General features: G+C 65.6%; 28 protein-coding genes. 16 read left to right on the top strand and 12 right to left on the bottom strand.

What is annotated here, in order from left to right:
- Window positions 1-3: 3 nt before the first annotated feature.
- Window positions 4-762 carry a sterol desaturase family protein gene (locus NOG11_RS15140; RefSeq protein ID WP_256618974.1) on the top strand — a complete coding sequence of 253 codons (759 nt, stop codon included), beginning with the start codon at window positions 4-6 and terminating at the stop codon, window positions 760-762.
- Complete coding sequence (locus tag NOG11_RS06890; RefSeq protein WP_256618975.1) at window positions 755-1,129, top strand: cupin domain-containing protein; 375 nt, start codon at window positions 755-757, stop codon at window positions 1,127-1,129. Before NOG11_RS15140 ends, NOG11_RS06890 begins: the two co-directional genes overlap by 8 nt.
- Here NOG11_RS06890 and NOG11_RS06895 read toward each other — a convergent pair.
- Window positions 1,126-1,326, bottom strand: a complete 201-nt coding sequence (locus NOG11_RS06895; protein WP_256618976.1) for a hypothetical protein — start codon at window positions 1,324-1,326, stop codon at window positions 1,126-1,128. The genes NOG11_RS06890 and NOG11_RS06895 overlap by 4 nt on opposite strands.
- A 306-nt stretch (window positions 1,327-1,632) precedes the next feature.
- On the opposite strand from NOG11_RS06895, the gene rplK reads away from it, so the two are divergent.
- On the top strand, window positions 1,633-2,061 hold the full coding sequence (gene rplK, locus NOG11_RS06900) for a 50S ribosomal protein L11 (protein ID WP_256618977.1): 429 nt from the start codon (window positions 1,633-1,635) through the stop codon (window positions 2,059-2,061).
- A 3-nt stretch (window positions 2,062-2,064) separates the two neighbouring features.
- Window positions 2,065-2,763, top strand: coding sequence for a 50S ribosomal protein L1 (gene rplA, locus NOG11_RS06905; protein WP_256618978.1), 699 nt, complete (start codon window positions 2,065-2,067; stop codon window positions 2,761-2,763).
- Between the two features lie 356 nt (window positions 2,764-3,119).
- Here rplA and arfB read toward each other — a convergent pair whose 3' ends face one another.
- From arfB to NOG11_RS06925, 4 genes are all read right to left on the bottom strand, one after another.
- A complete protein-coding gene (arfB, locus tag NOG11_RS06910) occupies window positions 3,120-3,551 on the bottom strand; it encodes an alternative ribosome rescue aminoacyl-tRNA hydrolase ArfB (protein WP_256618979.1) in 432 nt (143 codons plus the stop codon).
- A gap of 67 nt (window positions 3,552-3,618) precedes the next feature.
- Entirely contained in the window at window positions 3,619-4,749 is a 1,131-nt protein-coding gene (locus NOG11_RS06915; protein ID WP_256618980.1) for a right-handed parallel beta-helix repeat-containing protein, read from the bottom strand.
- Between the two features lie 15 nt (window positions 4,750-4,764).
- Window positions 4,765-6,108, bottom strand: coding sequence for a tetratricopeptide repeat protein (locus NOG11_RS06920; protein WP_256618981.1), 1,344 nt, complete (start codon window positions 6,106-6,108; stop codon window positions 4,765-4,767).
- A 127-nt stretch (window positions 6,109-6,235) separates the two neighbouring features.
- Window positions 6,236-6,466, bottom strand: coding sequence for a sulfurtransferase TusA family protein (locus NOG11_RS06925; RefSeq protein WP_256618982.1), 231 nt, complete (start codon window positions 6,464-6,466; stop codon window positions 6,236-6,238).
- A gap of 197 nt (window positions 6,467-6,663) precedes the next feature.
- Between NOG11_RS06925 and NOG11_RS06930 the strand changes: the two genes are divergently transcribed.
- The 9 genes from NOG11_RS06930 (at window position 6,664) to NOG11_RS06970 (ending at window position 15,649) form a co-directional block, all read left to right on the top strand.
- Entirely contained in the window at window positions 6,664-7,665 is a 1,002-nt protein-coding gene (locus NOG11_RS06930; RefSeq protein ID WP_256618983.1) for a TonB family protein, read from the top strand.
- Between the two features lie 80 nt (window positions 7,666-7,745).
- On the top strand, window positions 7,746-8,858 hold the full coding sequence (gene ispG / locus NOG11_RS06935; protein ID WP_256618984.1) for a flavodoxin-dependent (E)-4-hydroxy-3-methylbut-2-enyl-diphosphate synthase: 1,113 nt from the start codon (window positions 7,746-7,748) through the stop codon (window positions 8,856-8,858).
- Between the two features lie 68 nt (window positions 8,859-8,926).
- Window positions 8,927-9,541, top strand: a complete 615-nt coding sequence (locus NOG11_RS06940) for a DUF6445 family protein (protein WP_256618985.1) — start codon at window positions 8,927-8,929, stop codon at window positions 9,539-9,541.
- Between the two features lie 55 nt (window positions 9,542-9,596).
- Window positions 9,597-10,670, top strand: coding sequence for a peptide chain release factor 1 (gene prfA / locus NOG11_RS06945; RefSeq protein WP_256618986.1), 1,074 nt, complete (start codon window positions 9,597-9,599; stop codon window positions 10,668-10,670).
- A 162-nt stretch (window positions 10,671-10,832) separates the two neighbouring features.
- Window positions 10,833-11,678 carry a peptide chain release factor N(5)-glutamine methyltransferase gene (gene prmC, locus NOG11_RS06950; protein WP_256618987.1) on the top strand — a complete coding sequence of 282 codons (846 nt, stop codon included), beginning with the start codon at window positions 10,833-10,835 and terminating at the stop codon, window positions 11,676-11,678.
- A 66-nt stretch (window positions 11,679-11,744) separates the two neighbouring features.
- Entirely contained in the window at window positions 11,745-12,122 is a 378-nt protein-coding gene (gene yajC, locus NOG11_RS06955; protein WP_256618988.1) for a preprotein translocase subunit YajC, read from the top strand.
- Window positions 12,123-12,133: 11 nt separating this feature from the next.
- Window positions 12,134-13,732, top strand: a complete 1,599-nt coding sequence (gene secD / locus NOG11_RS06960) for a protein translocase subunit SecD (protein WP_256618989.1) — start codon at window positions 12,134-12,136, stop codon at window positions 13,730-13,732.
- Between the two features lie 7 nt (window positions 13,733-13,739).
- Window positions 13,740-14,729, top strand: a complete 990-nt coding sequence (gene secF / locus NOG11_RS06965) for a protein translocase subunit SecF (RefSeq protein WP_256618990.1) — start codon at window positions 13,740-13,742, stop codon at window positions 14,727-14,729.
- Window positions 14,726-15,649: a squalene/phytoene synthase family protein gene (locus NOG11_RS06970; protein WP_256618992.1), complete on the top strand. Its 924-nt coding sequence runs from the start codon at window positions 14,726-14,728 to the stop codon at window positions 15,647-15,649. The genes secF and NOG11_RS06970 overlap by 4 nt, the downstream gene beginning before the upstream one ends.
- Here the strand turns inward: NOG11_RS06970 and NOG11_RS06975 are convergent.
- The 3 genes from NOG11_RS06975 to trmFO all read right to left on the bottom strand — a co-directional run bounded on the left by NOG11_RS06975 (window position 15,620) and on the right by trmFO (window position 18,308).
- Window positions 15,620-16,384, bottom strand: coding sequence for a hypothetical protein (locus NOG11_RS06975; protein WP_256618993.1), 765 nt, complete (start codon window positions 16,382-16,384; stop codon window positions 15,620-15,622). The two genes, NOG11_RS06970 and NOG11_RS06975, sit on opposite strands and share 30 nt — an antisense overlap.
- Before the next feature lie 114 nt (window positions 16,385-16,498).
- Complete coding sequence (locus NOG11_RS06980; protein ID WP_256618994.1) at window positions 16,499-16,804, bottom strand: UrcA family protein; 306 nt, start codon at window positions 16,802-16,804, stop codon at window positions 16,499-16,501.
- A 112-nt stretch (window positions 16,805-16,916) separates the two neighbouring features.
- Complete coding sequence (trmFO, locus tag NOG11_RS06985; RefSeq protein WP_256618995.1) at window positions 16,917-18,308, bottom strand: methylenetetrahydrofolate--tRNA-(uracil(54)-C(5))-methyltransferase (FADH(2)-oxidizing) TrmFO; 1,392 nt, start codon at window positions 18,306-18,308, stop codon at window positions 16,917-16,919.
- Between the two features lie 152 nt (window positions 18,309-18,460).
- Between trmFO and NOG11_RS06990 the strand changes: the two genes are divergently transcribed.
- A complete protein-coding gene (locus NOG11_RS06990) occupies window positions 18,461-19,081 on the top strand; it encodes an NADPH-dependent F420 reductase (RefSeq protein ID WP_256618996.1) in 621 nt (206 codons plus the stop codon).
- Window positions 19,082-19,468: 387 nt separating this feature from the next.
- Here the strand turns inward: NOG11_RS06990 and NOG11_RS06995 are convergent, their stop codons facing one another.
- Both NOG11_RS06995 and NOG11_RS07000 read right to left on the bottom strand, forming a co-directional pair.
- Complete coding sequence (locus tag NOG11_RS06995) at window positions 19,469-20,842, bottom strand: amidohydrolase family protein (protein ID WP_256618997.1); 1,374 nt, start codon at window positions 20,840-20,842, stop codon at window positions 19,469-19,471.
- A gap of 87 nt (window positions 20,843-20,929) precedes the next feature.
- A complete protein-coding gene (locus tag NOG11_RS07000; protein ID WP_256618998.1) occupies window positions 20,930-21,796 on the bottom strand; it encodes a LytR/AlgR family response regulator transcription factor in 867 nt (288 codons plus the stop codon).
- A 193-nt stretch (window positions 21,797-21,989) separates the two neighbouring features.
- Between NOG11_RS07000 and NOG11_RS07005 the strand changes: the two genes are divergently transcribed.
- Window positions 21,990-22,919 (top strand): hypothetical protein, encoded by a 930-nt coding sequence (locus NOG11_RS07005; protein ID WP_256618999.1) that lies wholly within the window; start codon window positions 21,990-21,992, stop codon window positions 22,917-22,919.
- 2 nt (window positions 22,920-22,921) lie between these two features.
- Here the strand turns inward: NOG11_RS07005 and NOG11_RS07010 are convergent, their stop codons facing one another.
- Both NOG11_RS07010 and NOG11_RS07015 read right to left on the bottom strand, forming a co-directional pair.
- Window positions 22,922-23,425 (bottom strand): hypothetical protein, encoded by a 504-nt coding sequence (locus tag NOG11_RS07010; protein WP_256619000.1) that lies wholly within the window; start codon window positions 23,423-23,425, stop codon window positions 22,922-22,924.
- 78 nt (window positions 23,426-23,503) lie between these two features.
- The gene (locus NOG11_RS07015; RefSeq protein WP_256619001.1) at window positions 23,504-24,223 is read right to left on the bottom strand and encodes a VPLPA-CTERM sorting domain-containing protein; all 720 of its coding nucleotides are present in this window, start codon (window positions 24,221-24,223) and stop codon (window positions 23,504-23,506) included.
- Window positions 24,224-24,448: 225 nt separating this feature from the next.
- Between NOG11_RS07015 and NOG11_RS07020 the strand changes: the two genes are divergently transcribed.
- On the top strand, window positions 24,449-25,144 hold the full coding sequence (locus NOG11_RS07020) for a ferredoxin reductase domain-containing protein (protein WP_256619002.1): 696 nt from the start codon (window positions 24,449-24,451) through the stop codon (window positions 25,142-25,144).
- Window positions 25,145-25,194: the final 50 nt, after the last annotated feature.

Consider the following 25,194-nt stretch of genomic DNA (forward strand, 5'->3'; position numbering starts at 1 on the left):
GCGGTGACGGGCAGCTTCATCGAGACCTATCTCTGGCTGCTCGTTCCCATCTTCCTGCGCTACCTTCTTCTGGCGGGCGCCGTTCACCACGTCATGTGGGGGCGGCGCCCGCTTTCCTTTGCCAGCCCCCTCACGACCGCAAGGCCGCGCCGCGAGCATCTCCGCCGTGAGATCAAGACCTCCGCCCTTTCTTCGCTGATCTACGCGCTACCCGCCGCGGTCCTCGTGCAGGCGTTCAAGAACGGCGGCACGGCGCTGACCACCGAAACGCCTACGAGCCTTCTAGGCTGGCTGTGGATACCAGGTGCGGTGCTGGCGCTGATGCTGCTGCAGGACGCCTACTTCTACTGGACCCACCGGCTGATGCATCTGCCGCGCTTCTACCGCGCGACGCATCACACCCACCACACCTCGAAGCAGCCGAGCTCGTTTGCCAGCTTCGCCTTCAGCGGGTGGGAGGCGGCGGCGGCGGCCTGGTTCGTGCCGTTTTTAGCTTTCGTCATCCCCATGCACTTGTCGGCCTTCGTCACCTTCGTCGCTATCGCCACGCTGCAGGCGGTGATGAACCATGCGGGTTGGGAGGTGTACCCGAAGCGCTTTCTGGACGGACCGGTAGGCCGGTGGCTCATCACGGCACGGCACCACAATCTTCACCACACCAAGTTCAGCCGGAACTACGGCCTGTTCTTCCGCTTCTGGGACAGGCTGATGGGGACGGACGACATGTCCGGCGATCCGATGGGGGGCACTGCCCGTGCTTGAGAAGATCGCCATTGCCGACCTCGCCGAAGCCAGGATCGACCGGTTCTTCGACCCCCACATCGTCGCAGACGTCAACGAGGCCCAGGTCAAGGTCGCCAAGTTCGGTTCAGCCTTCGACTGGCACAGTCATCCGGAAGAGGACGAGGCGTTTCTCGTCCTCAAGGGCAGGGTGGCCATCGACCTGAGAGACGGCACCGTCGAGCTCGAGGAGGGCGACTTCCTCAACGTCCCCGCCGGCGTCGAGCACAGGCCCAGGGCGCTCAGCGAATCCCCCATCGTGCTGATGTTCGAGCGGGCCACGACCCTCAACACCGGGGATGCGGAGAGCCGCTTCACCGTCGAGACGCCTAAGAGGTTGGTGCCCTAGCGCTCGCTGAGATCGCCGGTGAAGGCTTCCTCGTCCGGGTCCCAGGCGGGCAGGTCGACGATCGGCGTCCGGCCTGCCGCAGCATAGGCGCGAAGCGAGGAGAGCCGCTCGAACGGCGCGGCGGAAGAGCCCCTCGAATAGGCGCGCTGGAAGCGTCCGGCGAGGTCCGCGGTCATGTCTTCGGTCAGATGTGTCATCGTTTCCTCCACGCTGATGCCCGTCTCCCATCCCGGCGTCAGTCGTTCCAGCGGCCTGGTCTTGTTGCCTGTGGCCTTGATCGGAACATCCGAGCACGAAGGTGGACATCTGTCCATGTGAACAAGCATGAACCGTGCCAGTTCGCGTGTATCGGATTCGACACCTGCAATCGCCGCAAGAGCCTTCGCAGGCGCGGCAAGACCCCTTGCCAAAAGGGGTTCCGGGGGATAGGGGCCGCCCCTTCACGCGTGGGAGGGACGCCATCCTGCACCACGCTCACATCAACCTTTCGAGAGGTGTGTCTCATGGCAAAGAAGATTGCCGGCTACCTGAAGCTTCAGGTGCCAGCCGGGGCCGCGAACCCGTCGCCGCCCATCGGTCCCGCGCTCGGTCAGCGCGGCCTCAACATCATGGAGTTCTGCAAGGCGTTCAACGCCGCCACGCAGGACAAGGAGAAGGGGATGCCGATCCCCACGATCATCACGATCTTCTCCGACAAGTCCTTCACCTTCGAGACGAAGTCGCCGCCCGCGAGCTACTTCCTCAAGAAGGCCGCGAAGCTGCAGAAGGGCGGCCAGACCCCCGGACGTGAGGTCGCCGGTTCGGTGACCCAGAAGCAGCTCGAAGAGATCGCCGAGGCCAAGATGGCCGACCTCAACGCCAACTCTATCGAGCAGGCTGCCAAGATCATCGCCGGGTCCGCACGGGCCATGGGCCTCAAGGTGGAGGGCTAAGACATGGCTGAAGGTAAGCGCATGAAGTCCATCCGCGAGGGTCTGGACCGCGAGAAGCTGCACACCGTCGACGAAGCCGCCGCTGCGGTGAAGGAGCGGGCGAAAGCCAAGTTCGACGAGACGGTGGAGATCGCCATCAATCTCGGCGTCGATCCCCGCTATGCCGACCAGATGGTCCGCGGCGTCGCCACCCTGCCTAACGGCACGGGCAAGAACATCCGCGTCGCCGTCTTCGCCCGCGACGCCAAGGCCGACGAAGCCAAGGCTGCCGGTGCGGACATCGTCGGCGCAGAGGACCTCATGGAGGAGATCCAGGGCGGCAAGATGGATTTCGACCGTCTGATCGCGACCCCGGATATGATGCCCCTGGTGGGCCGCCTCGGTAAGCAGCTTGGCCCCCGCGGCCTCATGCCGAACCCGAAAGTCGGCACGGTGACCCCGAACGTGGCGAAAGCCATCGAGGACGCCAAGGGCGGCGCGGTGCAGTTCCGTGTCGAGAAGAACGGCATCGTCCACGCAGGCGTGGGCAAGGCCTCTTTCGACGCCGACAAGCTGGCCGAGAACATCAAAGCCCTAGTCGGCGCGGTCCAGAAGGCCCGCCCCTCCGGCGCGAAAGGCACCTACATCCAGAAGATCGCCGTCAGCTCCACCATGGGCCCCGGCGTGAAGATCGACCCGCAAGAAGCCATCGGCGCTGCGTAAGCGCCCTCGTTTTCTTAGACAAGATAGCCCGCGCGACCCTCGCGCGGGCTTTTTTGGGTTGGGCTGAGGGTTGACCCCCCTTTGTGTGCCATCGCCGTCCCCAAAGATGCTTTCCCACGGCGGAGGCGAAGCCGCAGACCGTGGGACCCATCTCCTAAACGGACAGCCGGGGCGCGGCGGAGTAAGAAGGGTCCCATGGATCGCTGCGCGACCATGCGAAGACCTGTAGGGCGGTCAGCCGAGGGGCTGGCCACGTTATAAGTACCGAGCTTCGAAACGCGACCAAAGGCCTCGCCGCTGACCGCCCTAAGGCCGAGTACGCAGGCAGCAGCCCGCTAAGGTCGAAGATACCGCCTCTACTCACCCGCTGAAGGTGGCCGCCGCGAGGTCTTCAACTCACCCCGCTGCTGCTTGGCCTTCAGGCGCCGCTCGATCGAGCCCTTCGTCGGTCTCGTCTTCTTGCGCGGCGTCGGGCGGGGGAGGGCCTCGCGGATCATCTGGGCCAGGCGGCGGCGCGCATCCTCGCGGTTGGCGCTCTGGGTGCGGTGGCTGTCGGCCTGGAGGAGGATCGCCCCTTCCTTGGTGAGGCGGCTCCCCGCCAGCCTTGCAAGGCGGGCCTTTTGCGCCGGAAGGAGCTGCTCATTCGCCGCCAGGTCGAAGCGGAGCTGCACGGCGGTGGCCACCTTGTTGACGTTCTGCCCGCCGGGGCCGGAAGCTCGGACGAAGCGCTCTTCGAGCTGCGCTGCTGGGATCGTCAGCTCGTCATTGACGGGAAGGTCTTCGGCCATGGGTTCCGCCGATAGCAGAAAGGCCCGCCAGAGTGGCGGGCCTTGTGTTGAGAAGCCTGGCGACCTGCTAGCTGCGCTTGCGGCGGCGCTTGGGCTGGTCGCACATCCCGCGGGCGTCGAACTGCTTCATGCCGACATGGTCGGCCAGAAGCGTCACGCCGGAGGCCTGCCCCTTCTTGCCGGAGGGCGAGTTCACCTTGCAGCCGGAGACGTGGTCGCCGAACTGGTTGCCGACAAGAATGGCCGTGCCCGAGCGGACCTCGATGCCGTCGCCCACATTGTCGTGGAAGCGGTTGCCCTCGATCGACACCGCATCGCCCGTGCCCTGAACGTAGAGCCCGTTGTGGCGGTTGTTCGAGATGGTGTTGCCCACCAGACGCGCCTGACCGGTGCCGGCATAGACGATGCCGCTCATCTGGTTGGAGGTGATGGTGTTGTGGCTGAGATCGGCATCCACATTGCCGACGAGCACGACACCGGCGCCGCTCATCTGGGAGATGGTGTTGTTCTGCAGCTCGACATGGTCGTAGGTCGAAGCACTGTCGCGGGCGTGGATGCGCACGCCGTTATTGCCGCCTTCGATGACCGAGTTAGAAACCCGCACGCGGCCTCCGGTGATGGAGAGGAGCGCCTGCGGGCTCTTGACCACGCTGTCGAGGTTGAACGGCTCGAGATGGCTCTCGCCGTTCAGGCTCACCGGCTGTGCGTAGCTGCGACGCTTGCCGACGATTTGGGTGTTGGTCATCTCCAGCGCGCCTGCCGAGATCGACACGCACTGATCGCTGTTCGCCACGAACATGATGCTCGTGACCCTGGCGGAGACCTTGGAGCTGCCGACTTTCAGGCAAGAACCGCTGCCTTCGAGGACGGGCATCCGGCCGCGCTCGTCGCGCAGCCCTCGAATAGAGACCGACTTGGTCAGGGTGATCGCCTCGGGCCTGTAAGTGCCGGGATGGACGACGATCTCGCCGTTCTCCTTCACCCGAGCCAGCGCCTCCTTGATCGTCTTCGCGCCCTTCCATTGGGAGTCGGTGCGGACGTCGACGATATGTTCCTTGACGATCTTCTCGGTCTTCTTCGGCTTGGAAATCTCCGTCTCGAAGCCGCCGATCTGCGCTGCCGCAGGGGCGGTCAGCGCGAGGGCCGTGCAGAGGGCCGCGAGGGCGATGGGCGGGGTCTGAAGCGCGTGTTTTGCCATGAGATCATCCGTCCCTTAGTCGAAGTTGCAGTAGGCTTTCTGCGCCTTGTTGCCCGGCTCGTATTTGAGGTAGCCGGCCATGCGCAGGTGGAAGCAGGCCTCGGTGATGCTCTGCTGAAGAGGACGCTCGGCGATGATGCCCTCCACGTAGAAGATGCCCGCCGAGTAGTGCGCCAGGGGGTAGTCCTGGTCGGCGGCCCGCTTGAGCATCTCGATGGCGGCGACGCCGTCCTTCTTGGTACCGATGCCGCGGCCCAACATGACGCCATAGATGTGCTGGGAGGGGGCGTGTCCTCGCTCGGCGGCGCGCCGCATCAGCTCGACCGTCTGAAGAGGATCGAGAATGCCGGTGGCCACATCGGAGGCCATGGCGCGCTCTTCGTTGGAGAGTGGGCGTCCGCCACGCCGGTCGATGAAGAGCGAGGTCTGGAAGCGCTTGATCGCGGCAACCCGCTCGGCCTTGTCGAGCTTGTTGTTGTCGTTCTCGTCGAAGAAAAAGCCGACCGCGCGCAGCGCCTTGTCGACGACTTCCTCGTCGCCCTTGAACTCCTTGGTGAGCTCGTCGAGGGCGGCGCGGATCTCCTGGAACTGCAGCTTGGTGAGCTGGTCCTTGGCATCGCGCTCGCTCTTGGTGAGTGAGGCGTAGGTGTCGGGAAGGGGCGGCTGCCACTCCTCCGCCAAGGTCTTGGCCGCTGCGACGTCGGTCTGCGCCATGAGGGTCTCCAGCGTGCCGACCATGGTGCTGGCGGCGGCGCTGGTGCCGCGCCCACGCCCCTTGGCGAGGTAGAGATATTTCAGCGCCTCGACATTGCTCTTCGGCAGGCCAATGCCCTGGGCGCGCATCTTCCCGAGCCGCAGCAGGTCGAAGCCGGAGCCGCCGCCTAGAAGGTCCTCCACCCGGCGCTGAGCCGCCACGACCTGTCCGTCGGTCATCATCTCGCGGACCAGGGGAAGCCGCCGCTGCGCTGCGATGCGGGCGCCGATCTCGGCGGGCAGGGGGGTCTTCTGCTGGTAGTCGTCGAAGTCGTGGGTGGCGGCGATGGTGTACCAGGCCAGGGCCTCCACCGAGTCCTTCAGGACCACGCCGGTCTCCTCGGGCAGCATGTCATCGTCACCGGGAACGAGGTTCTGGTGGCTGTAAAGGTCGCCGAGAATGCGAGCCGAGCGGACATCGCCCGCCAGCGCCGATTTCTGCCACAGGTCGATCGCGCCGATGACGCGGCTCTGGACATCCTGCTGCCCCTTCGCCGCGATATAGGTCTCGAGCGCGTTCTCGTAATCGGCAAAAGCCTGTGCGGAGAGCGCCGTTCCGGCCATCAGGCCAGCGAGGGCAACGCCCCGTATCCTACGCCATGCCATCATGTATCCTGCCCCCTCGCCTTTGCCCTTGCTTCTACCCCGGCCGCCCGCTGGGGTGCGGAAAGTGCGGCTCAACTTGCTTATTAACAGTTCTTTACCCCGTCGCCCATCCCCCTAGGCCATCTTTTCATGAATCCGGTGCGCTCACCCGGTAGGCGAAGGCTTCAGGGTCTTGGAGGGCAACGGGTTCACAGACGAAGCCGGCACCTTTAGCGGCATGGGGGAGGTCTAGCTTGGCGAGCGGGTCGTCCGCGACCGCGACCATGCTCTCACCCCTCGCCATCCGCCGCATGGCGGCTTCCAGTTTGAGGACGGGGAGGGGGCACCGAAGGCCGCGCAGGTCGAGCTCATTTGCCATCATGGCGGTGTAACCAAGTTCCCACTTTGCGCAAAGATGACAACATGTTGGGGAACATCGCGGGCTGCTCGCGCATTCTCCATCACGTCATGTGACCGTGCGGCACGATGCTCGCATGGAGGGAGGCACGTTTCTGGACCGTCCCGAATAAGGGTTCCGTCTGATGGCGGAACAGGGTAGGTTGAAGGTAGGTGTCTATGGGTCAAGCCGACAAGCGTTCAGTCGCCGATGTGGTCGCTCTTCAGGAGGAGCGGGCTCGGCGCAACGGTGAAGCCGAGGGGACCCTCGGCCATGCCGGGGCGATGCTTCGTGCTGCGCGCGAGGCCCTGGGCCTTTCCGTGCATGACGTGGCCCTGCGCACCAACATCAAGGCGCAGAACCTCGCCGCCATCGAGGAGATGAACCGCGAGGTCTTGCCATCCCAGCCCTACACGATGGGTTTCGTCAGGGCCTATGCCCGCGAGGTGTCCTTGCCTGAGGACGCGCTGATGGAGCGCTTCCGCCGGGAGATCGGCTATGAGGTGCGCGACCGGGCCAGCCGGATCGACGCGCCGCGCCGCCCCAAGGACCCCGATGGCGGCCGCGAGCTGAGCGTGCTGCTGGTCCTGGCCATCGTCGGCTTCGTTCTCTTCTGCGTCTGGAAGCTGCTGATCTCGGCCTCGCCCGAGCTGCCCGAGGATGCCAGCCGCTTCACCTTCTCCAAGGACGACCAGACGGAGGTCGTGCGCCCGGCGGAGCCGAGTGCCGTTCCAGCGGAGGCCCAGACCGAATCAGTCGCCGAGGAACCCCCTGCCGGTGAAGGTCAGGCTGAGGGTCAACCTACCGCGTCGCAGACCGCAGCCGTGACAGAGAGTGTCGAACCCGTTCCGGTCGAGGAAACGCCTCCAGTACAGTCCGCTGCCGAGGCAGCCCCCGAACCCGAGGCGGAGGCGCTGCGTCCGCTGCGCAGGCTGGTCGCCGTGGACCCGGTCTACCCGCCGCTCTGCGAGGGCAATGCCGAGCCGATCGAGACCGTGACCGTGGCCTACACCATCAACGGCCGAGGCAGGCCAACGGGCGGGCGAATCACCTCTTCGTCCAACCCCTGCTTCAACGGTGCGGCCCTCGCTGCCCTGGAGCGCTGGCGCTACGACCCCGGCACAGTCCGCGGCGACAACGCCCGCCAGACCGCGCGCTTCACCTTCGACCGGCCCTACTAAGAGCGCTCGCCTTCCCCTGTTGAGCCTGGGGACAAGCGAGCCTAGGTGAGGGGCGTAGCACGGCAGCAGGACAGTTCCCGATGAGCGTTAGGCCCTGGAGAGATATCGACCGGCGCAAGAGCCGCCAGATCATGGTGGGCAACGTCCCTGTCGGCGGCGATGCCCCCATCGCCGTCCAGTCCATGACCAATACCGATACGGCCGACGCCAAGGCGACGCTGGAGCAGATCGAGCGCATCGCCGAGGCGGGCGCCGACATCGTGCGCGTCTCCTGCCCGACCGAGGCCTCGACGGCGGCGATGAAGGAGATCACCCAGTTCTCCCCCGTGCCGATCGTGGCGGACATCCACTTCCACTATAAACGCGGGATCGAAGCGGCGGTGAACGGCGCGGCCTGCCTGCGTATCAACCCCGGCAACATCGGCAACGAGTCCCGTGTGGCCGAGGTGGTCCAGGCGGCCAAGGATCACGGCTGCTCCATGCGCATCGGCGTCAATGGCGGCTCGCTGGAGAAGCACCTTCTCGAGAAGTACGGCGAGCCTTGCCCGGAGGCGATGGTCGAAAGCGCGCTCTTCCACGCGGGCATCCTCGAGGAGCACGACTTCCGGGAGTACAAGATCTCGGTCAAAGCCTCCGACGTCTTCCTGACCGTGGCGGCCTACCACGCCCTCGCCGACGCCACCGAGGCGCCGCTCCATCTCGGCATCACCGAGGCGGGCGGCCTGATGTCGGGGACCATCAAGAGCTCCATCGGCCTCGGCAATCTCCTCTGGGCGGGCATTGGCGACACGGTCCGCGTCTCGCTCTCGGCCGAGCCCGAGGAGGAGATCAAGGTCGGCTTCGACATCCTCAAATCGCTTGGCCTCCGCCACCGGGGCGTCAATGTCATCTCCTGCCCCTCCTGTGCGCGCCAGGGCTTCGACGTGATCCGCACGGTGGAGAAGCTGGAGAAGCGCCTCGCTCATATCTCGACGCCCATGTCGCTTTCGGTCATCGGCTGCGTCGTCAACGGCCCCGGCGAGGCCCGCGAGACCGATATCGGCTTCACCGGCGGCGGCGCCGAGGCAGGCATGCTGTACCTGGGCGGCGTCCCGGCTTCGAAGCTCAAGAACGAGGACATGATCGAGAAGCTGGTCACGCTCTGCGAAGAGAAGGCCGCCGAGATCGAGGCGGCCCAGGCTGCGGCGGAGTAGGCGGAAGACAGCACCGCGTCTGCCACTGCTGTCGCGACTACCGAATTGAGCACAGTCAAGGAGTGCCCGTGCCAACCTCCATGATCATCGTCGACGACTTTCTGGAAAACGCCGAGGGTTACCGTGAAGCGGCCCTTTCTCTCGACTATCCCGACGACCAGAAGAACGAGGGCTACCCTGGACGAAACTCTTCGAAACGCATTCTGCCGGAGGGTCTGGACCAGGAAATCTCCCGTCTCGTCGGTGAGCCGTTGAGGGCGAGGAAGGATTACGGCCACGGGCGGACGCGCATCACCCTAGCACAGGACAAGGGCAGGGCGGATATCCATATCGACCCCTGCTACTGGTCGGCCATTCTCTATCTCAGCCTGCCCGAGCACGGAGAGAGCGGGACGCATTTCTACCGTCATAAGGAAACCGGCACCGACCGTTGGCTCTACGAGGCTTCCGACCTTCAGAAACTGGGAGCGAGGAATCAGGAGGAGGCGAAAATACGCTTCAACGAGATCCTCCTTCAGGACGGGCATGACCGGTCGAAATGGGAGGAGACCATGCATGTGCCGATGAAGTTCAACCGCCTTCTGATCCTGCGGCCGTGGCTCTGGCACACGGCAGGTCCGGGTTTTGGATCCTCTCTTCAGGATGGTCGGCTGATCCAGGTTCTGTTCTTCGACCGGGCGTAGCGGCGCCGGCATGAAATTGGCTGACGCGCCACTCGACCTTCGCTAAGCGCCTCCCATGATTCCCCAGGACAAACTCGACGCCGTCGTCTCCCGTTTTCGTGCCGTCGAGACCGAAATGCAGACCGTCTCGGACCCGGACGACATCGTCCGGCTGTCGAAGGAGCATGCCGAGTTGAAGCCTGTCGCCGAGGCTGCGGCGGAGCTGACCACGGCGCGTAGCGACTTGGACGACGCCAAGGAGATGGCCGAGGGTGACGACCCGGACATGGCCGAGATGGCGCGGGAGGAGATGGCTTCGCTGAAGGACCGCATTCCCGAGCTCGAAAGCCAGCTCCAACTCATGCTGCTGCCCAAGGACAAGGCCGACAACGCGCCGGTGATCCTCGAAGTGCGTGCGGGGACGGGGGGTGACGAGGCGGCGCTCTTCGCGGGCGACCTCTTCCGCATGTATCAGCGCTACGCCTCCGACCAGGGCTGGAAGGTGGAGGTGCTGGACAGCTCCGAGAGCGGGGTAGGCGGCTATAAGGAGATCCAGGCCTCGATCAGTGGGGATAACGTCTTTGGGCGGATGAAGTTCGAGAGCGGCGTGCACCGTGTTCAGCGGGTGCCGGAGACGGAGACGCAAGGCCGCATCCACACCTCCGCCGCCACCGTCGCCGTCCTCCCCGAGCCCGAGGATGTGGACATCGAGATCAACGATGCCGACCTTCGCATCGACGTCTTCCGCGCCTCCGGCCCCGGCGGTCAGTCGGTGAACACGACCGATTCGGCGGTGCGCATCACCCATCTGCCCACCGGCCTCATCGTCATCCAGCAGGACGAGAAGTCCCAGCACAAGAACCGCGCCAAGGCGATGAAGGTGCTGCGCGCGCGCCTCTACGATGCCGAGCGGGCTAGGATCGACGCCGAACGCTCCGCCGACAGGAAGAGCCAGGTGGGCTCGGGCGACCGCTCGGAGCGCATCCGCACCTACAACTTCCCTCAGAGCCGGGTGACCGACCACCGCATCGGCCTCACGCTCCACAAGCTCGACAAGATCATCGCCGGGGAGGCCCTCGACGAGTTGATCGACGCGCTGACTCTGGAAGCACAAACGGCGCAGCTCGCCGCGATGAACGAAGAGACGTAGGCCGTAGGGCGGTCCTGGTTTCGAGCGCTTGAATGTAGGGTGGACGCTGGTAGGCGGCCACCTTTTCGAGGCAGAGAGCGCGGCGAGGTAGCCGCCTTCCAGCTTCTACCCTACGAGCCACTCCTCATTGACACCCCCTGCAACCGACGCGAACACCCCGCCATGATCTTCCGCAAGGAAACCTACGCCCACGCTTTGGCGCGCGGTGCGCGCCGCCTGAAGGTCTCGCCCACAGCGCAGCTCGATGCGCGGGTGCTGCTGTCCGAGGCTTCGGGGCTCGACCGGGCGCAGCTGATCGCGGCCGATCGCGAGGCGGTGCCCGAAGCCGTACTCACCCGCTATGCAGAGCTTCTGAGGCGCCGCCGGGAGGGGGAGCCGGTGGCCTATATCACCGGGCGGCAGGAGTTCTACGGCAGGCCGTTCGCGGTGAACCCATCGGTACTGATTCCCCGCCCTGAGAGCGAGATGCTGGTTGAGGCAGCGCTGGCGGCCCATCCGCAGCGCGTGCTGGACCTCGGCACGGGTTCGGGCTGCCTTCTACTCAGCGCCCTCAGCGAGCTGCCGCGGGCGGAGGGCGTCGGCACCGATGTCAGCCGCGAGGCCCTGTCGACCGCAGAGCGCAACCGCACGGCCCTGCGGCTCGACGGTCGGGCACGGTTCGAGCTTCTGAGCTTCGCCGACACACCGCTTTCCATGGGGACCGAGCTCTTCGACGTGATCCTCGCCAACCCGCCCTATATCGCCGAGGGCGACGAGCAGGCGGCCGGAGCGGCGCGCTTCGAGCCGCACAGCGCGCTGTTCTCGGGCGAGGACGGCCTCGAGGCGCACCGCGAGGTGGCGCAGGTCATCGCCCGCCTTCTGCACCCGTCCGGCTCGGCCTTCATCGAGATCGGCTACGATCAGGGGGAGAGCGCCGAGGCGATCTACAAGGAGGCGCTCCCCGGCCGCTCTGTCCTGACGAAAAAGGACCACGCAGGTTACCCGCGCATGGTTGCGGTCACCCCGTAAGCACGCCTATAGGCTCCGCTCATCTTCCCCCGAGCCGCTTTCGGCCAAGAAAGAAAGCCCGCCAGCGTGACCACCGCCTTCCTTCTGATCAGCTCCGCCGCCGCCCAGACCGTGGAAGGGCCTGCCGCACCGAACCCGCTGACCTCGCTCATCCCCTTCGCGCTGATGGCGCTGGTCTTCTACTTCCTGATCATCCGCCCGCAGATGCAGCAGCGCAAGAAGCACCAGGCCATGGTCGAGGGCGTGAAGCGCGGTGATACCGTGGTGACTGCGGGCGGTCTCGTCGGCAAGGTCACCAAGGTGCCGGGCGAAGGCCCTGAGATCACCGTTCGCCTCACCGAGGGTGTCGAAGTGCAGGTCATCAAGACAAGCCTTACCGATGTGCGGGTAAAGGGTGAGCCCACCCCCGCTAACGACACCGCCAAACCGGCCGCCAAAACCTAAGGACCTCCGCCTTGCTTCGCTTCAACCGCTGGCAGACCATCGGTCTCATCGTGCTGATGGTGCTCGCCGCCTATGTGACGATCCCCAACTTCCTCGAGCGCAACGCGGAGGGCGAGCTTGCGGTGCCGGGCTTTCCCGATACCGGCCTGACCCTGGGCCTCGACCTTCAAGGGGGGTCCTACCTGCTGCTCGAAGTGGGCACGGAGAGCGTCATCGACAGCCGCACTAACAATTTGCGCGGCGAGATCACCCGCGAGTTCCGGCGCCAGCCGCGCATCCGCTTCAGCCAGGTGCAGCGGGATGGCGACGAGATCTCCCTGCGGGTGGTGGAGGGACAAGACTTCGAGGAGGCCGAGCGCCGTCTGCGCCGTCTCTCCCGTCCGCTGCCCAACGGGGCGGGGCGCGACACGGCGGTGCGTGCGGATGCCGAGAACCGGCGGCTCTACTACTCTCTGACCGAGGAGGCGAAGGCCTTCTACGCAGCCGATGCGGTGACGGCCTCCATCGAGGCGGTGCGACGGAGGATCGACGCGCTGGGCACGACCGAGCCCATCATCCAGCGCCAGGGCGACGACCGCCTGGTGGTGCAGGTGCCGGGCGACGGCGATTCGGAGCGCCTCAAATCGGTCATCGGACGGACCGGGCAGCTCAACTTCCACCTGATCGATGAGAGCGTCACGCCCACGGACATCTCCTCCGGCCGTGTGCCGCCGCGCCGCCTGGTGCTGGTCGATCCTGACAGCGGCATCCCCTTCGCCCTCTACGCGACGCCGGATATCACCGGGGACATGATCTCCGAGGCGAGCTCCAGCCCCAACAGCGACGGCGGCGGCTTCCAGGTGAACATCACTATGGACGCGCAGGGCCAGCGGCGCTGGGCCGACGTGACCCGTGACAATGTCGGGCGGCTCTTCGCGATCGTGCTTGACGAGCAGATCATCTCCGCCCCCCGCATCCAGAGCCCCATCCTCTCGGCCAGAAGCCGCATCACCGGCAGCTTCGGCCCCGCCGAGGCGCAGGAGCTGGCCGTCCTCATCAAGTCCGGCGCGCTGCCCGCACCGCTCGAGGTGATCGAGCAGCGCACCGTGGGCGCGGGGCTCGGCGCCGACTCGGTGCGGGCGGGGACCCAGGCGCTCTTGATCGGCTTTGGCCTGGTGATCGTCTATATCGCCTTCACCTATGGCCGCTTCGGTCTTTATGCCGACATCGCGCTCTTCGCCAATGTGCTGCTGATCGCGGGCGCGCTGTCGCTCCTCGGCGCGACGCTGACCCTGCCGGGCATTGCAGGCATCGTGCTCACCATCGGCATGGCGGTGGACGCCAACGTGCTGATCTTCGAGCGGATCCGGGAGGAGCTTCAGGGCGGCAAGCTGCCGGTGATGGCGGTGGAGTCGGGCTATAAGAACGCCTGGTCGGCCATTCTCGACGCGAACCTCACGACGCTGATCGCAGCGGCCATCATGTTCCAGCTCGGCTCCGGCCCGGTCAGGGGTTTCGCCGTAACGCTCGGCATCGGCGTCATCACCTCGGTCTTCACGGCCTTCGTCATCACCCGCGTCTTCGCCGGCGGCTACGTGCTGAAGCGCCGTCCCAAGACGCTCTCGATCTGAGGTTCCCATGGCTTTTCAGCTCATCCCCGCCGAGACCAAGATCGACTTCGTCAAGTACCGCCGTATCGCGCAGGTGCTCAGCGTGCTGGCGATCATCGGCTCCATCGCGGCCTTCTTCACCCTTGGGCTCAACCTCGGCATCGACTTTCGCGGCGGGGTGACCGTCGAGGTGGGAGCGCCTGCCGGTGAGAGCTTCGATGAGGGCAACCTCTCCGCCGCCCGCGAAAGCGTCGGAGCGCTGGGTCTGGGCGATATCGGCGTTCAGTTCATCGGCGCGTCCGATGAGGAGCGGTCCATCGTTGCCGTGGTCGAAGCCATCCCCGCCGATGAGGAGGGCGAGGGCGACAGCATGCAGAACCAAGTGGCCACCGCCATTCAGGGCGCGCTTCGCGAGGCGCTGGGCGAGGGTATCGAGGTGCGCCGGGTGGATGTGGTCGGGCCGACGGTCTCCGGCGAGCTGGTCAAGCGAGGCGTCACCGCGCTGGTCGTCGCCATCGGTCTGATGCTGCTCTACATCTCGTTCCGGTTCGAGTTCCGTTTCTCGATCGGCGCGATCCTCGCCCTGACCCACGACGTGATCCTGACCGTGGGCCTGTTCGCGGCGCTGCAGCTCGAGTTTACCCTGGCCATCATCGCGGCGCTTCTGACCATCATCGGATACTCGATGAACGACACGGTGGTGATCTACGACCGGATCCGCGAGAACCTGCGCAAGTTCAAGCAGATGCCGCTGCGCGACGTGATCAACCTCTCGGTCAACCAGACCCTCAGCCGGACCATCATGACCTCGTTGACCACCTTCCTGGCGGTTGTCTCGCTGTTCCTGTTCGGCGGCGAGGTGCTGCGCGGCTTCTCCATTGCGCTGATCTGGGGCGTCTTCATCGGGACCTACTCGACGGTCTACATCGCCTCGCCGCTGCTTCTGGCGACAGGCGTCAAGCGGGAGTGGAACGAGAACACCGCTCCCCAGGGCAAGACCGCCGACGCCAGGCCGTGAAGCCGGATGCCTTCGCCCCGCTCACGGAGGCGCAGGCTTCCTATCTCCTAGAGCTAGTAGAGGGGTTAGAGCCGGACTGGCTCCTGCCCCTTCCTTACGTGCCAGGCGAGGGGAGGGGGGCGTGGCTCTCCATCCTCGGCTTCGCGGCGGAGGTGATCGCCAGCCCAGCCCGCGTCTCGAACGGGATGCTGGGCCGTATCAGACTTCAGTGGTGGCGGGAGGCGCTGGAGGAGGTGTTCGGCAGCGCCCCGGTCAGGCAGCATCCGGTGGTGGAGGCCTTGTCGGTAAGCCTGTCCGACCACCCTGCGAAAGACGAGCTGCAAGACGGCCTTGGCAAGCTGGTGGATGGTCTCGAGCCCTTTCTCGAGCCGGGCGAGGACCGTTCGGTTGCAGAGTCGCTTGAGAACCGACGCGGCATTTATGTGCCTCTGTCGATAGCGTTGGAGATGGTGGCTTCTCCCCCTCAGCCTGCCGGCAGCTCCCCCTCAAAGAGGGGGAGCGAAGACGAGAGCGAGGGTAGTCCTACTTCCCTCACCCATGGAATGGGGGAGGTGCCCGAAGGGCGGAGGGGGCTGAGCGATACTCGCGATGTCAGGAACTACCTCAGTGCAGGAAACGAAGCCCTCCTGCTACACGCCCTCTGCCGCATCGGCCCGGCTGCGGACGCCACACCCCAGGAGGACGGCACCGAGCCGCCATCCCGGCGCTTTGCCCGCGCCTTAGGCAGGCAGCCTGAGCTAGAGGCGGAGCTGGCTGCGGCCCTCGATCAATACAGGCGCAGCGACACCAACAAAACTGGCAGCCTCTCAGGACTACCGCTCACCCTCTTCCGAACCCGCGGGGCCCGCATCGAACGCCGCCGCAACCCGCTCGCTCAGCGCCTGGCGATCCTACGCAGCGCCCTGACGGGACGAAGCTGATCCGCGTGCGCCGAAGGGGAAGCTCAGGACCTTAGCGGGCTTTGGGGCGCGTTCGGCGGTGGGGCAGAGGCTCGCCAGCGGGCAGTGGGCGCAGTCGGGCCTGGCTTGGTGACACCAGCGTCCGGCCACGGTGCCGAGACCACGGCTGAGCTCGGCGAAATCGCTCGACCGCCAGGAAACCGGTGCCCGCTCGATGAGCTGACGGGGGAGGGCGGAGAGGGGCGCCGCAGGCTCCGACAGGCCAAGGCGGCGCATCGGGCGCGCCACGTCCCGGTCCACCTGCATCACCACACGCTCGGCGCCGGTGAAGCGCAGCACGGAAATGGCGATGTCGTCGTTCACGCGGGGCAGCTTGGTCAGGAAACGCAGCGCCATCTCCGTATCGAGGCGCCGCAGCGCGTCGAGGGAGAGAACGCCAGAGGTCTCCTCCACCAGCCGCAGGATCTCCGGCAGGGCGGCCGCCTTGAGCGCCGCCGCAGGCACGCCGACGAGCAGGGTGCGTAGCACCTCGGGATCGGCGTCGCGCATGCTGACGAAGGAGGGGTAGCGCTGGCGGATGCGCTTGTAGCAGGCCGTCGCCCCCGAAGAAGAGAGCCCCTGGGAGACCACGCCGTAGAGGAGCTGGTCCAGGGGGTTGGTCGCCGGTTCCTGCCGCTTGGGGGGCAGAAGCTGGGTCAGCCGCTCGAGCATCTCCGGCAGGCGGTTGTCGACGGCGAAGTTGAGGGGCGCTTGCATGTGCCCAAGGTAGTGGAACAAGCGGCGAACATCAAGAATGTTTTTGCTATGTTCTGCAGCGTGAGTCGAAAGGCGGGGCAAGGCGCCGGGAGAACGCCTCACCCCTTCGTGGTCTTAGAGACCGGCCATCCGGATTTCTTCGCCGTGGAGGAAGCTGAGCTGCGGGCGCTTGGCGCTCAAGACGAGCTGATCGAGAACGTCCGCTTCACACTCCCTGGCGATGTTCCGCTGGGTCAGGGTCAGGCGGCCGTTGAAGCAGAAATTGTGCGCCTTGGCTTCGAGCTCGGCGTAGACGGACTGGGTGCCCTCGAGGGTGTTCAGCTTCCAGCTCGGGATCTCCACGGTGAGGGTATCGTCGGCAAAGGCGTTGCCGGAAAGAGCGGCAGCGGCAACGGCGGCGGTGATAAGGGTACGGATCATGGCAGGTCTCACTTTCGAGTTGTATGCGTTGTACCCCGCTATTCGTGGGGAAGGGGGGAAAGGGTTACCCCGCCCCTACATTACTCCCCGTCCACGAAACCGGACCCCTCGGTCAGGCGGCCTGGCGCGTCTCGCCCAGCCAGGAGGCGAGATCGGCAAGCGCTCGCATGCTCATGGCCTTCTTCCGGGCACGGCCCTTCTCCTTGCCCTTGATGCGGTTGCCTTCGGCGTCGCGTGTCGGCTGCTCGATGGGCGGGAAGAGGCCGAAATTGACGTTCATCGGCTGGAAGCTGCCTTTACCGCCATCGAGATGCCCCTCTGTGATATGGTGGTGAAGGGCGCCGAGGGCTGTCGTGCGCGGCGGCAGGCTGCCTTCGCCGCCCACCGCCTCGGCGGCAGCGAGCCTACCCGTCAGCATACCGATGGCCGCGCTTTCGAGATAGCCCTCCACCCCGGTGATCTGCCCGGCAAAACGGAACTGCGGTCGGCTTTTCAGGCGGAGCTGCTCGTCGAGAAGCCTCGGCGAGTTGAGAAAAGTGTTGCGATGGATGCCGCCGAGCCTTGCAAAACGCGCCTTCTCGAGGCCAGGGATCATGCGCAGCACGTCCCCTTGTGCGCCGTATTTCAGTTTCGTCTGGAAGCCCACCATATTGTAGAGCGTACCCAGAGCGTTGTCCTGCCTGAGCTGGACGATGGCGTGGGGCTTGACGGTGGGGTTATGGGGATTGGTGAGACCCACCGGCTTCATCGGGCCGAAGCGCAGGGTCTCCCGGCCACGCCTCGCCATCTCCTCGATGGGCAGGCAGCCGTCGAAATACTGGGTGGTCTTCTCCCACTCCTTGAAGTCGGTTTTCTCACCCTCGAGGATCGCGTCAAGAAGCGCGTTGTACTGATCTTCGTCGAGGGGCAGGTTGATGTAGTCCTTGCCGTCGCCGCCGGGGCCGACCTTGTCGTAGCGGGACTGGAACCAGGCCTTCGAGAAGTCGATCGAGTCCTTGTAGACGATGGGCGCGATGGCGTCGAAGAAGGCGAGCTCATCCTCGCTGGTGGCCTTGAGAATGTCCGCCGCTAGGCTCTCCGAGGTGAGGGGGCCGGTGGCGATGATGGTGGGTCCCCATTCTTCCGGCGGCAGGCCTTCGATCTCCTCACGGACGATCTCGATCCGGGGGTGGCTTTCGAGGGCGCGGGTGACGGCTTCGGCGAAGCCCTCGCGGTCCACGGCCAAGGCGCCGCCCGCGGGGAGCTTGTGCGTGTCCGCCTCGCGCAGGATCAGCGAGCCGCAGCGGCGCATTTCCTCGTGCAGGAGCCCCACGGCGTTGTACTCGTGGTCGTCCGAGCGGAAGGAGTTGGAGCAGACGAGCTCGGCGCAGCGGTCTGTTTGGTGCGCCTCGGTGCCGCGCACGCCGCGCATCTCGTGAAGGACGACGTCGCAGCCGACCTCTGCGGCCTGCCAGGCGGCCTCGGACCCTGCGAGCCCTGCGCCGATGATATGGATCTTGGTCATGGCCAGCCGGTAGCGCAGCGCCTACCGCCCGTGAAGACCCCGGCGCGGGGCTAGCTTCGGTCCCTGACCCTAGGGCGCTGATTTCGCTGGCTAGACTCCGATCGCCAACGCACCTTAGGTTCGCGTCCAGCTCAGCTAAGGGAACGGCCCTGATGCATATCGCGATCATCGGTGCAGGTCAGATCGGCCGTGCCCTAGGCCATGTCTGGTACAGGGCCGGGCACAGCGTGTCCTACCTCCTGCGCGAGGAAAGCCTCGCCAAGCACCAGGACATCGACTGGGCGGAGCGGACGGTTTTGAGCGCCGAGGCGGCCCGGCGGGCGGACATCACCGTGCTGGCCGTGCCCTGGTCCGAGGTCGATGCAGCCTCGCAGACCCTGGGCAGCGGCTATAGCGGCGTGCTCGTGGACGTCACCAACCCGGTGGCAGCCGATCTGAGCGGTCTCGACTTCAAAGGGAGCGCGTCCGGGGCGGCCTATCTCAAGGAGAAGCTGCCCCGCGCCCGCATCGTCAAGGCGTTCAACCAGACGGGCGCGGAGAACCTGGCCGATGCGGACTATACCGGGGGCCGCCCGGTGAGCTTCGTCTGCTCCAGCGACGAGGCGGCGGCCTCTGCCGTCAGGCAGCTCTCCGAAGATCTAGGCTTCGACACGGTCGTCGTCCGCGGCCTCGAACACTCCCGCCAACTCGAGGAGATGGCGTGGCTGTGGATCTCCCTGGCGATCAAGCAGGGCCACGGCAGGGATTTCGCTTACGCGCTGGTGCGGCGGTAGGCAGTGTCTTCGTTCAAAAGGCCAGCAAGGTCCGCCTCCCTCTCCCGCCTGCGGGAGAGGGACCGAGGGTGAGGGGGTTCTGAATGCAGGTCATGATGGCAAGCGTTGTAGGACGGCTTCGCCGAGGCCCTCACCCAAAACCTGACTACGCCAGGTTTTGACCTCNATGCAGGTCATGATGGCAAGCGTTGTAGGACGGCTTCGCCGAGGCCCTCACCCAAAACCTGACTACGCCAGGTTTTGACCTCTCCCGCAGGCGGGAGAGGTAGTCGCCGAGCGAACCACCCGAACTCAATTCAACCTGCTTCACCACTTTTCACTTCCAAAGCGCCGGTTCGCTAGGCACGGCGCTTGGACGAGAACGCGCGAATTCCTCTCGAACTTCCATCAGCGGTCGCTCTCAGGCTTCATCGCTTCAGCCCGTCTTCGAAGACCCTCGGCGAGATGGGCCGCCGTGTACCAGTGACCGCTCACCATGACGCCCAGAGGCTTGCGAAGGCTGGTCAAGTCGTCGGCCGGGTCGCCTGGCAGCAGCACGAGATCGGCTACAGCCCCCTCGGCGACGATGCCGATCTGGCCCTCCCTGCCTAGGAACCGCGCCGCCTCGACGGTCGCTAGGGTCAGCACCTCCTCGTTCGAGTATCCTGCCATCACGAGGGTCTGCATCTCCTCGTGGATCGAGAAGCCTGGTGTGACGAAGGGGTTCGGTGCGTCTGTTCCGACGAGGACGTTCGCCCCGGCTTCTCGCAAAGCGCTGACGAAGGCGATCTTCTCTCTGAGCTGCGCTTCGAAGTACGGCCTGTCCTTCGCATAGCCCTCGGCCGAGTTCCGCCAGTAGCTGGCCCATGCCGGAAGGTAGGCGGCTTCGGGCGCTGCGAAGTAGGCATCGGGGTCGGCGGACCGGATGCGTCCATGCGTGATCGCAAAGGTCGGTACCTGCCACACCCCCGATGCGGCGGTCATCGCCGCGACGTCGGCGAACTTCGCAGGGTCGGCTTGCGCCCAGATCTCAGCGCGACTGCCGGTCTCGGCCGCGAAGCCGTCTCGAGCGACCATCTCCGCCACACCATCGAGGTGCTCCACGCTGTCGACCTCCAGCGCGAGCACCTCCGCGAAGGTCATCTCGTCGGGCACATGGGTGTAGACCCGCAGCCCCTCCGCCTTGGCGGTCTCGACCGCAGCCCGATAGGTTACCGGAGACAGATGATCGTAGAGCTTGATGGCGTCGAAGCCCGCCCCGCCCTGCGCCTTCACGGCACCGACGGCCTGTTCGGGGCTGTAGACGCGGGTGAAGAAGTCGTTCGGAAAGCTCTCGCCCCCGTCGATGATGGGGCCGGACGTGAAGACACGGGGGCCGAGCAACGCGCCCGCCGTCGCGAGACGGCCGCGGGCGACCGCTGCCGTGCTCCCCGTGAGGTTCCGCACGCTGGTCGTGCTGTTGGCGAGGTAGAGGACGCCCGCACCGTCCTCGTAGTAATGGACATGCATGTCGGCGAGCCCCGGCATCAGGGTCGCTCCGTCTCCGTCGATGCGCAGGCCGTCGAACGCATCGGGGGCAGGCCCTTCGCCGACCGTGACGATCCTGCCGTCATCGACGATGACGTGGCCGTCCTCAATGACCCCGGCCTCGGTCATCGTGCGCACCCGCACGCTTTCGAAGGCTATGGAGGCTGTATCGAACTCGGAGTCTGGGGGCGAACCCGGCACACAGGCCGTGAGGAGGACGAGGAGGGCGGGGCCGTAGCGAGCGATGCCGTTCATCGCTGCAGGCTAAGGCAACCGCGAAAAGCCAAGCTCGGAAATCCGGGAACGAACAGGCCGGACGGGTGAACCGACACACGCCGAACGCTATGCTGCGCGGGCAAGAAGGGCCGTGCGACCCGACCGGCTGGTCTCGATCATCTCGCCGTTGGAGAGGAAGACGGTCAGGCGCCCGTTTCCAGCAGGCTCCGCGCCGCTCACGGCGTTCAAGTTGACGATGCAAGAGCGGTGGACCCGCACGAACGCGTCCTCCGGCAGCGCCGCTTCCATCTCGGCGAGGCTTCGGTTCGACAGGTGCTGGCCTGTGCGCGTGACAATCTCACTGTAGTCGCCCGCCCGCCGAATGAGCTGTATCTCCTCAAAACCGATGGTCCTGATGATGCCGCGCTCTCGGATTAGGAGACGGTTCACCAGCGTCGCCTGCCTGTCGACGTCCGCCGATAGGGACTCGCTCGCCCTACGGTGCTCTCGCTCGGTCCTCCAATAGCCGGCAGCCACGACCGCCGCGTAGGCGAAGGCACCCTGTACGATCTGCCAGGCGATGACGATGAGAACGAAGGCGCGTGGCTCGAGCCCGTCGGTGAGCACCGCCGCATTCAGCCCTCGTACGATCTGTATGCCGAGATACCAGAGGAGACCGAACGCGATGGGTCCGGCGGTGTGGGTGACGGCTTGAATGGCCAGGGAACGCCGAACGGTCCACCGCGTTGTCAGAAGCCAAGTCATCACGCTTACCAAAGCGAGGGGAAGGACGTTCTGAAACGCTACGCCGAGAGCCTCGCCTGGGCCGTAGCCGCGGGTGAGGCTGAATACGACGGTGTAGAGCCCGCTGACATAGGCGATGGTGAGAGCCCCGAGCTTGGACCAGGTGTTCACCCCTCGCACCGCCTCGGTCACGCGGCTGAGGTGCCCTCGAACTTTTTGGAGAACGTCCCTGCCGCCCATCGCAATCATGCTCCGCCTCTTCGAGGGACCCTAACATCTCGGCTTGCTACGTGAAGCTTTGTCACGCCGCCGCGGACCTGTCGTTCGATCCTTCCTCGAACGTCCCTCTTCGACAGGGAAAGTATCGTTGCAGGGTACGCTTCCGGACGGCGCCCTCACATTCCCCTTGCCCCCAAACCGTTGATCTGTCCAAGCTGTTAGGATGCAGCGTCTTCGTATCGAGCTGACCCATGCCGTTCAGGACGGCCTCGGTTTCGCCGTCTCCCGGTTCGGGCAGGCGCTTCGGGTGGCTTGGCTGCCGCTGGCCTTGATGAGCGGGGCGCAGATCGGTCTGCCCATGGTTTGGGACGATGGGCCGGGGACGTTTTCTTTCCTTCTGACGCAGACCGGCATCGTGCTGCTGTTCCAGGCGATCATCATGGTGCCGCTGGTCAGGATGGCCGCCTACGGCATGCCGCCCCACCACCGCAGTCTCCATTTGGCCTTTGGTAAGCGGGAGCTGCAGTACCTTCTTGCTGCCGTGCTGTCGGTGGGGCTGACGGCCTTCGTCGTGACCGGAGCCATCTCGGGGCTGGGGCAGCTTCTCGACCAGTTCGCCTCCACCCAGGAGCTGCGCACGGCCTACTTCTTCGAGGAGGGAAGCCTCCATGCCGGGCGGAGCAATCTTCTCTATCCTGAGGGCTATCCTCTGCGCAGGCTTGCTCCGGCGCTGGGGTTCATGGGCGCCGTGGTGGTCCTCTACGTCTCCGTCAGGCTCTATCTCTACCCGGCCTTCATCGCGGCGGGGATCAGTCGTCCGCTTCGCCGGGCGCTGGAGCTCAGCGGCGGGGCGAACACCATCTCGCTCTTCCTGCTGCTCGCCCTTTCGGCGGCGGCCATGTGGGGCGTCTTTTTCGCTGTGGGGCTTTTGGCAGGTTTCGCCAGCATCATCGCCGGCGGGGTGATCCGCCTGGCGATGATCGCGCAGGACCTCGGCATCGGCGTCGACGCGGAGGGCTGGGCCGAGCTTCTGGCAGGCCGCCTCGGGATGGCCGGGTCGTTTGCTGGTGCGTTCCTGCTGCAGCTCTTCGAGTTCGCCGTTCTCGCCGGCTTCACCGGCGCTGTCGCGAGGCAGACCCTGCGCAGCGAGTAGCCCTAGTTGATGAGCGCCAGCGCCTCGCGGCTGGCCTTGGCCTGGATGCTGGCCGTACCAGAGGAGGCGGCGTCGGCGACGAGGGCGACGAGGTCCTGGCGCTCCTCCAGGGTCAGCCAGTCGCGCAGGCGCGCGGTCAGGCTCTCCACGGCGCGGCGGCGCTCGACCGGCTGCTTGCCCGCCCAGTCGGCATAGGTGACAGCCTCCTTGGCGAGGGGAAAGCTCGATAGCTCCGCTAGGCGCACCTGGACGCGGCCTTGCGCGGTGGGCCAGGTCTCCTCTCCGACCAGGAGGCGGATCAGCGTGGCGGCGGCGGTGACGGGGTCGGCGATCGCCTCGACGGGCGAGCTTTCCGTGGCGCTCGCGATCTTCTTGCGGCGGCGGGCGCCCTGGAAGCGGCTGGTCGCGTCGATGACGTTGTCGCCGAGATTCTTCAGCATCCTGATCCGCCAGTACCAGACGGAGATGCCCACCAGAATCGTCACGAGGAGCCCGAGGAACTGCATAGCTTCAAGGGTATGGCATCGCGCCTCGATGGGCAAACCCGAAGGGCGCGATGCTTTGGCTTTACTAGGAAATGATTCCTAGCGTCCAGCGCGGCGGCGAAGAGCCGCAAAGCCTGCGAGACCACCCAGCATGAAGGGGAAGGCTGCAGGCAGGGGCACTTCCTCGCCGACGACGACGTTGATCGAGGTCGTCGCCACCGGGTTGTCGAGGTCGCCCGGCGCGAAGGCGCTCAGGATGATGCTGTAGATACCGTCGCCAAGCGGCGCGTTCGGAATGAAGCCGTAGTTCACCGAGTTCTGGGCTACGTTGAAGTCGTTGATCTCCGACCCGCCGGCATTCGCGACGGTGCCGCCGCCGTTTGCCGTGTCGTTGTCGCCGTACCAGGCATTGGTTCCGAACGTGCGGACGGGGTCGTAGAACACAAAGTTTGTGCCAGCCCCCGGATCGAAATCGACCGCGAGCAGGTAGACATAGCTGTCCAGCGTGTCCGAACCGTCGGCCGTGTCGCTGTTGATTGACCACTCGAAGTTGAACACCGACCGGTTCGAAGGTGTGCCCGCCGTCTGGACGAAGGTGTAGGTATCGACCCCGTCATAGTTGAAGGTGTTCTGCGGATCGCCCTGATCGTCATAGCGGAGCTTGGCGCGGAGGCCGAGCTCCAGCGTCTGCTCGGTATCGATGGTGAACGAGCCGTTGGCGTTGTCCGAGCCGAAGATGATGTCCGGCGTGACATTGGCGGCACTGGCGATGCCCGTAGAGGCGAGAAGAGCAGCAGCGGCTGCCGCGAGATGGCGCATAGGTAGATCCCCCGTTGGATTGGTAGGAGTGTCTTAACGCTAGCTAGGCTCACGGAAAAGTGAGTTCGGCAGTTTTGCGACCAAAACTGGTTCTTTGAGAAGAGGCCGCTCACCAGGAGGGGGCCGCTCACCGGAAGAGGGCCGAAACGTGCCGCGGCAAGCGGCTTTGGCGCGTTGCCCTGCGCTCTTCGCACCCTACGCTCACCACCATAGCGGGAGCCTATGATGACCGAACATGTTCTGACCCTCAGAAAGACCGAGAAGGTCACTCACGACACCTACCATCTGACGACGACCCGTCCCGAGGGCTACGATTTCGTCCCCGGACAGGCCAACCACTGGGGCATCGAGCGAGGCGGCTTTCGGGACGCGAGCAAGCCCTTCACCATCACCTCCCTGCCTGGCGAGGAGCACCTCGAGTTCGTTATCAAGAGCTATCCTACCAATCAGTATCCGGACCATGACGGCTTCACCGAGCTGATCCCCGACATGCAGCCCGGCGAGCGCATCTATGTCGACGAGGCGGGCGGCGATATTCGCGACCGGGGTAGAGGCATCTTCGTCGCAGGCGGGGCGGGCGTGACCCCGTTCATCCCGATCCTGAAGGCGCGCGCGCAGCGGGGGGAGCTCGATGGCTGCACGCTCCTCTACTCGAACAAGACCGAGGCGGACATCATCCTGCGCGACCTCTGGGAGGGGATGGGGGGCCTCGAGACCGTCTTCACCCTGACGGAGGAGGCCCACTCCCGCCTGCCGAAGAAGCAGACGGACCGGGAGCTCCTGCAGCAGAACCTGCGCGACCATCACGAGAAGGTCTATGTCTGCGGCCCCCCGCCCATGATGAAGAGCGTCATCGCGGACCTCCGCGCCATGGGGGTGGGGGAGGACCGCATCGTGGTCGAGGAGAAGTGGCTGGAATAGGCGAGGCGTAGGGCGGACGGCAAAGCCGGCCGCGTTCGGGGGCGGGCGTT

The sequence above is a fragment of the Parvularcula maris genome (assembly GCF_024505085.1).
GTDB lineage: Bacteria > Pseudomonadota > Alphaproteobacteria > Caulobacterales > Parvularculaceae > Parvularcula > Parvularcula maris.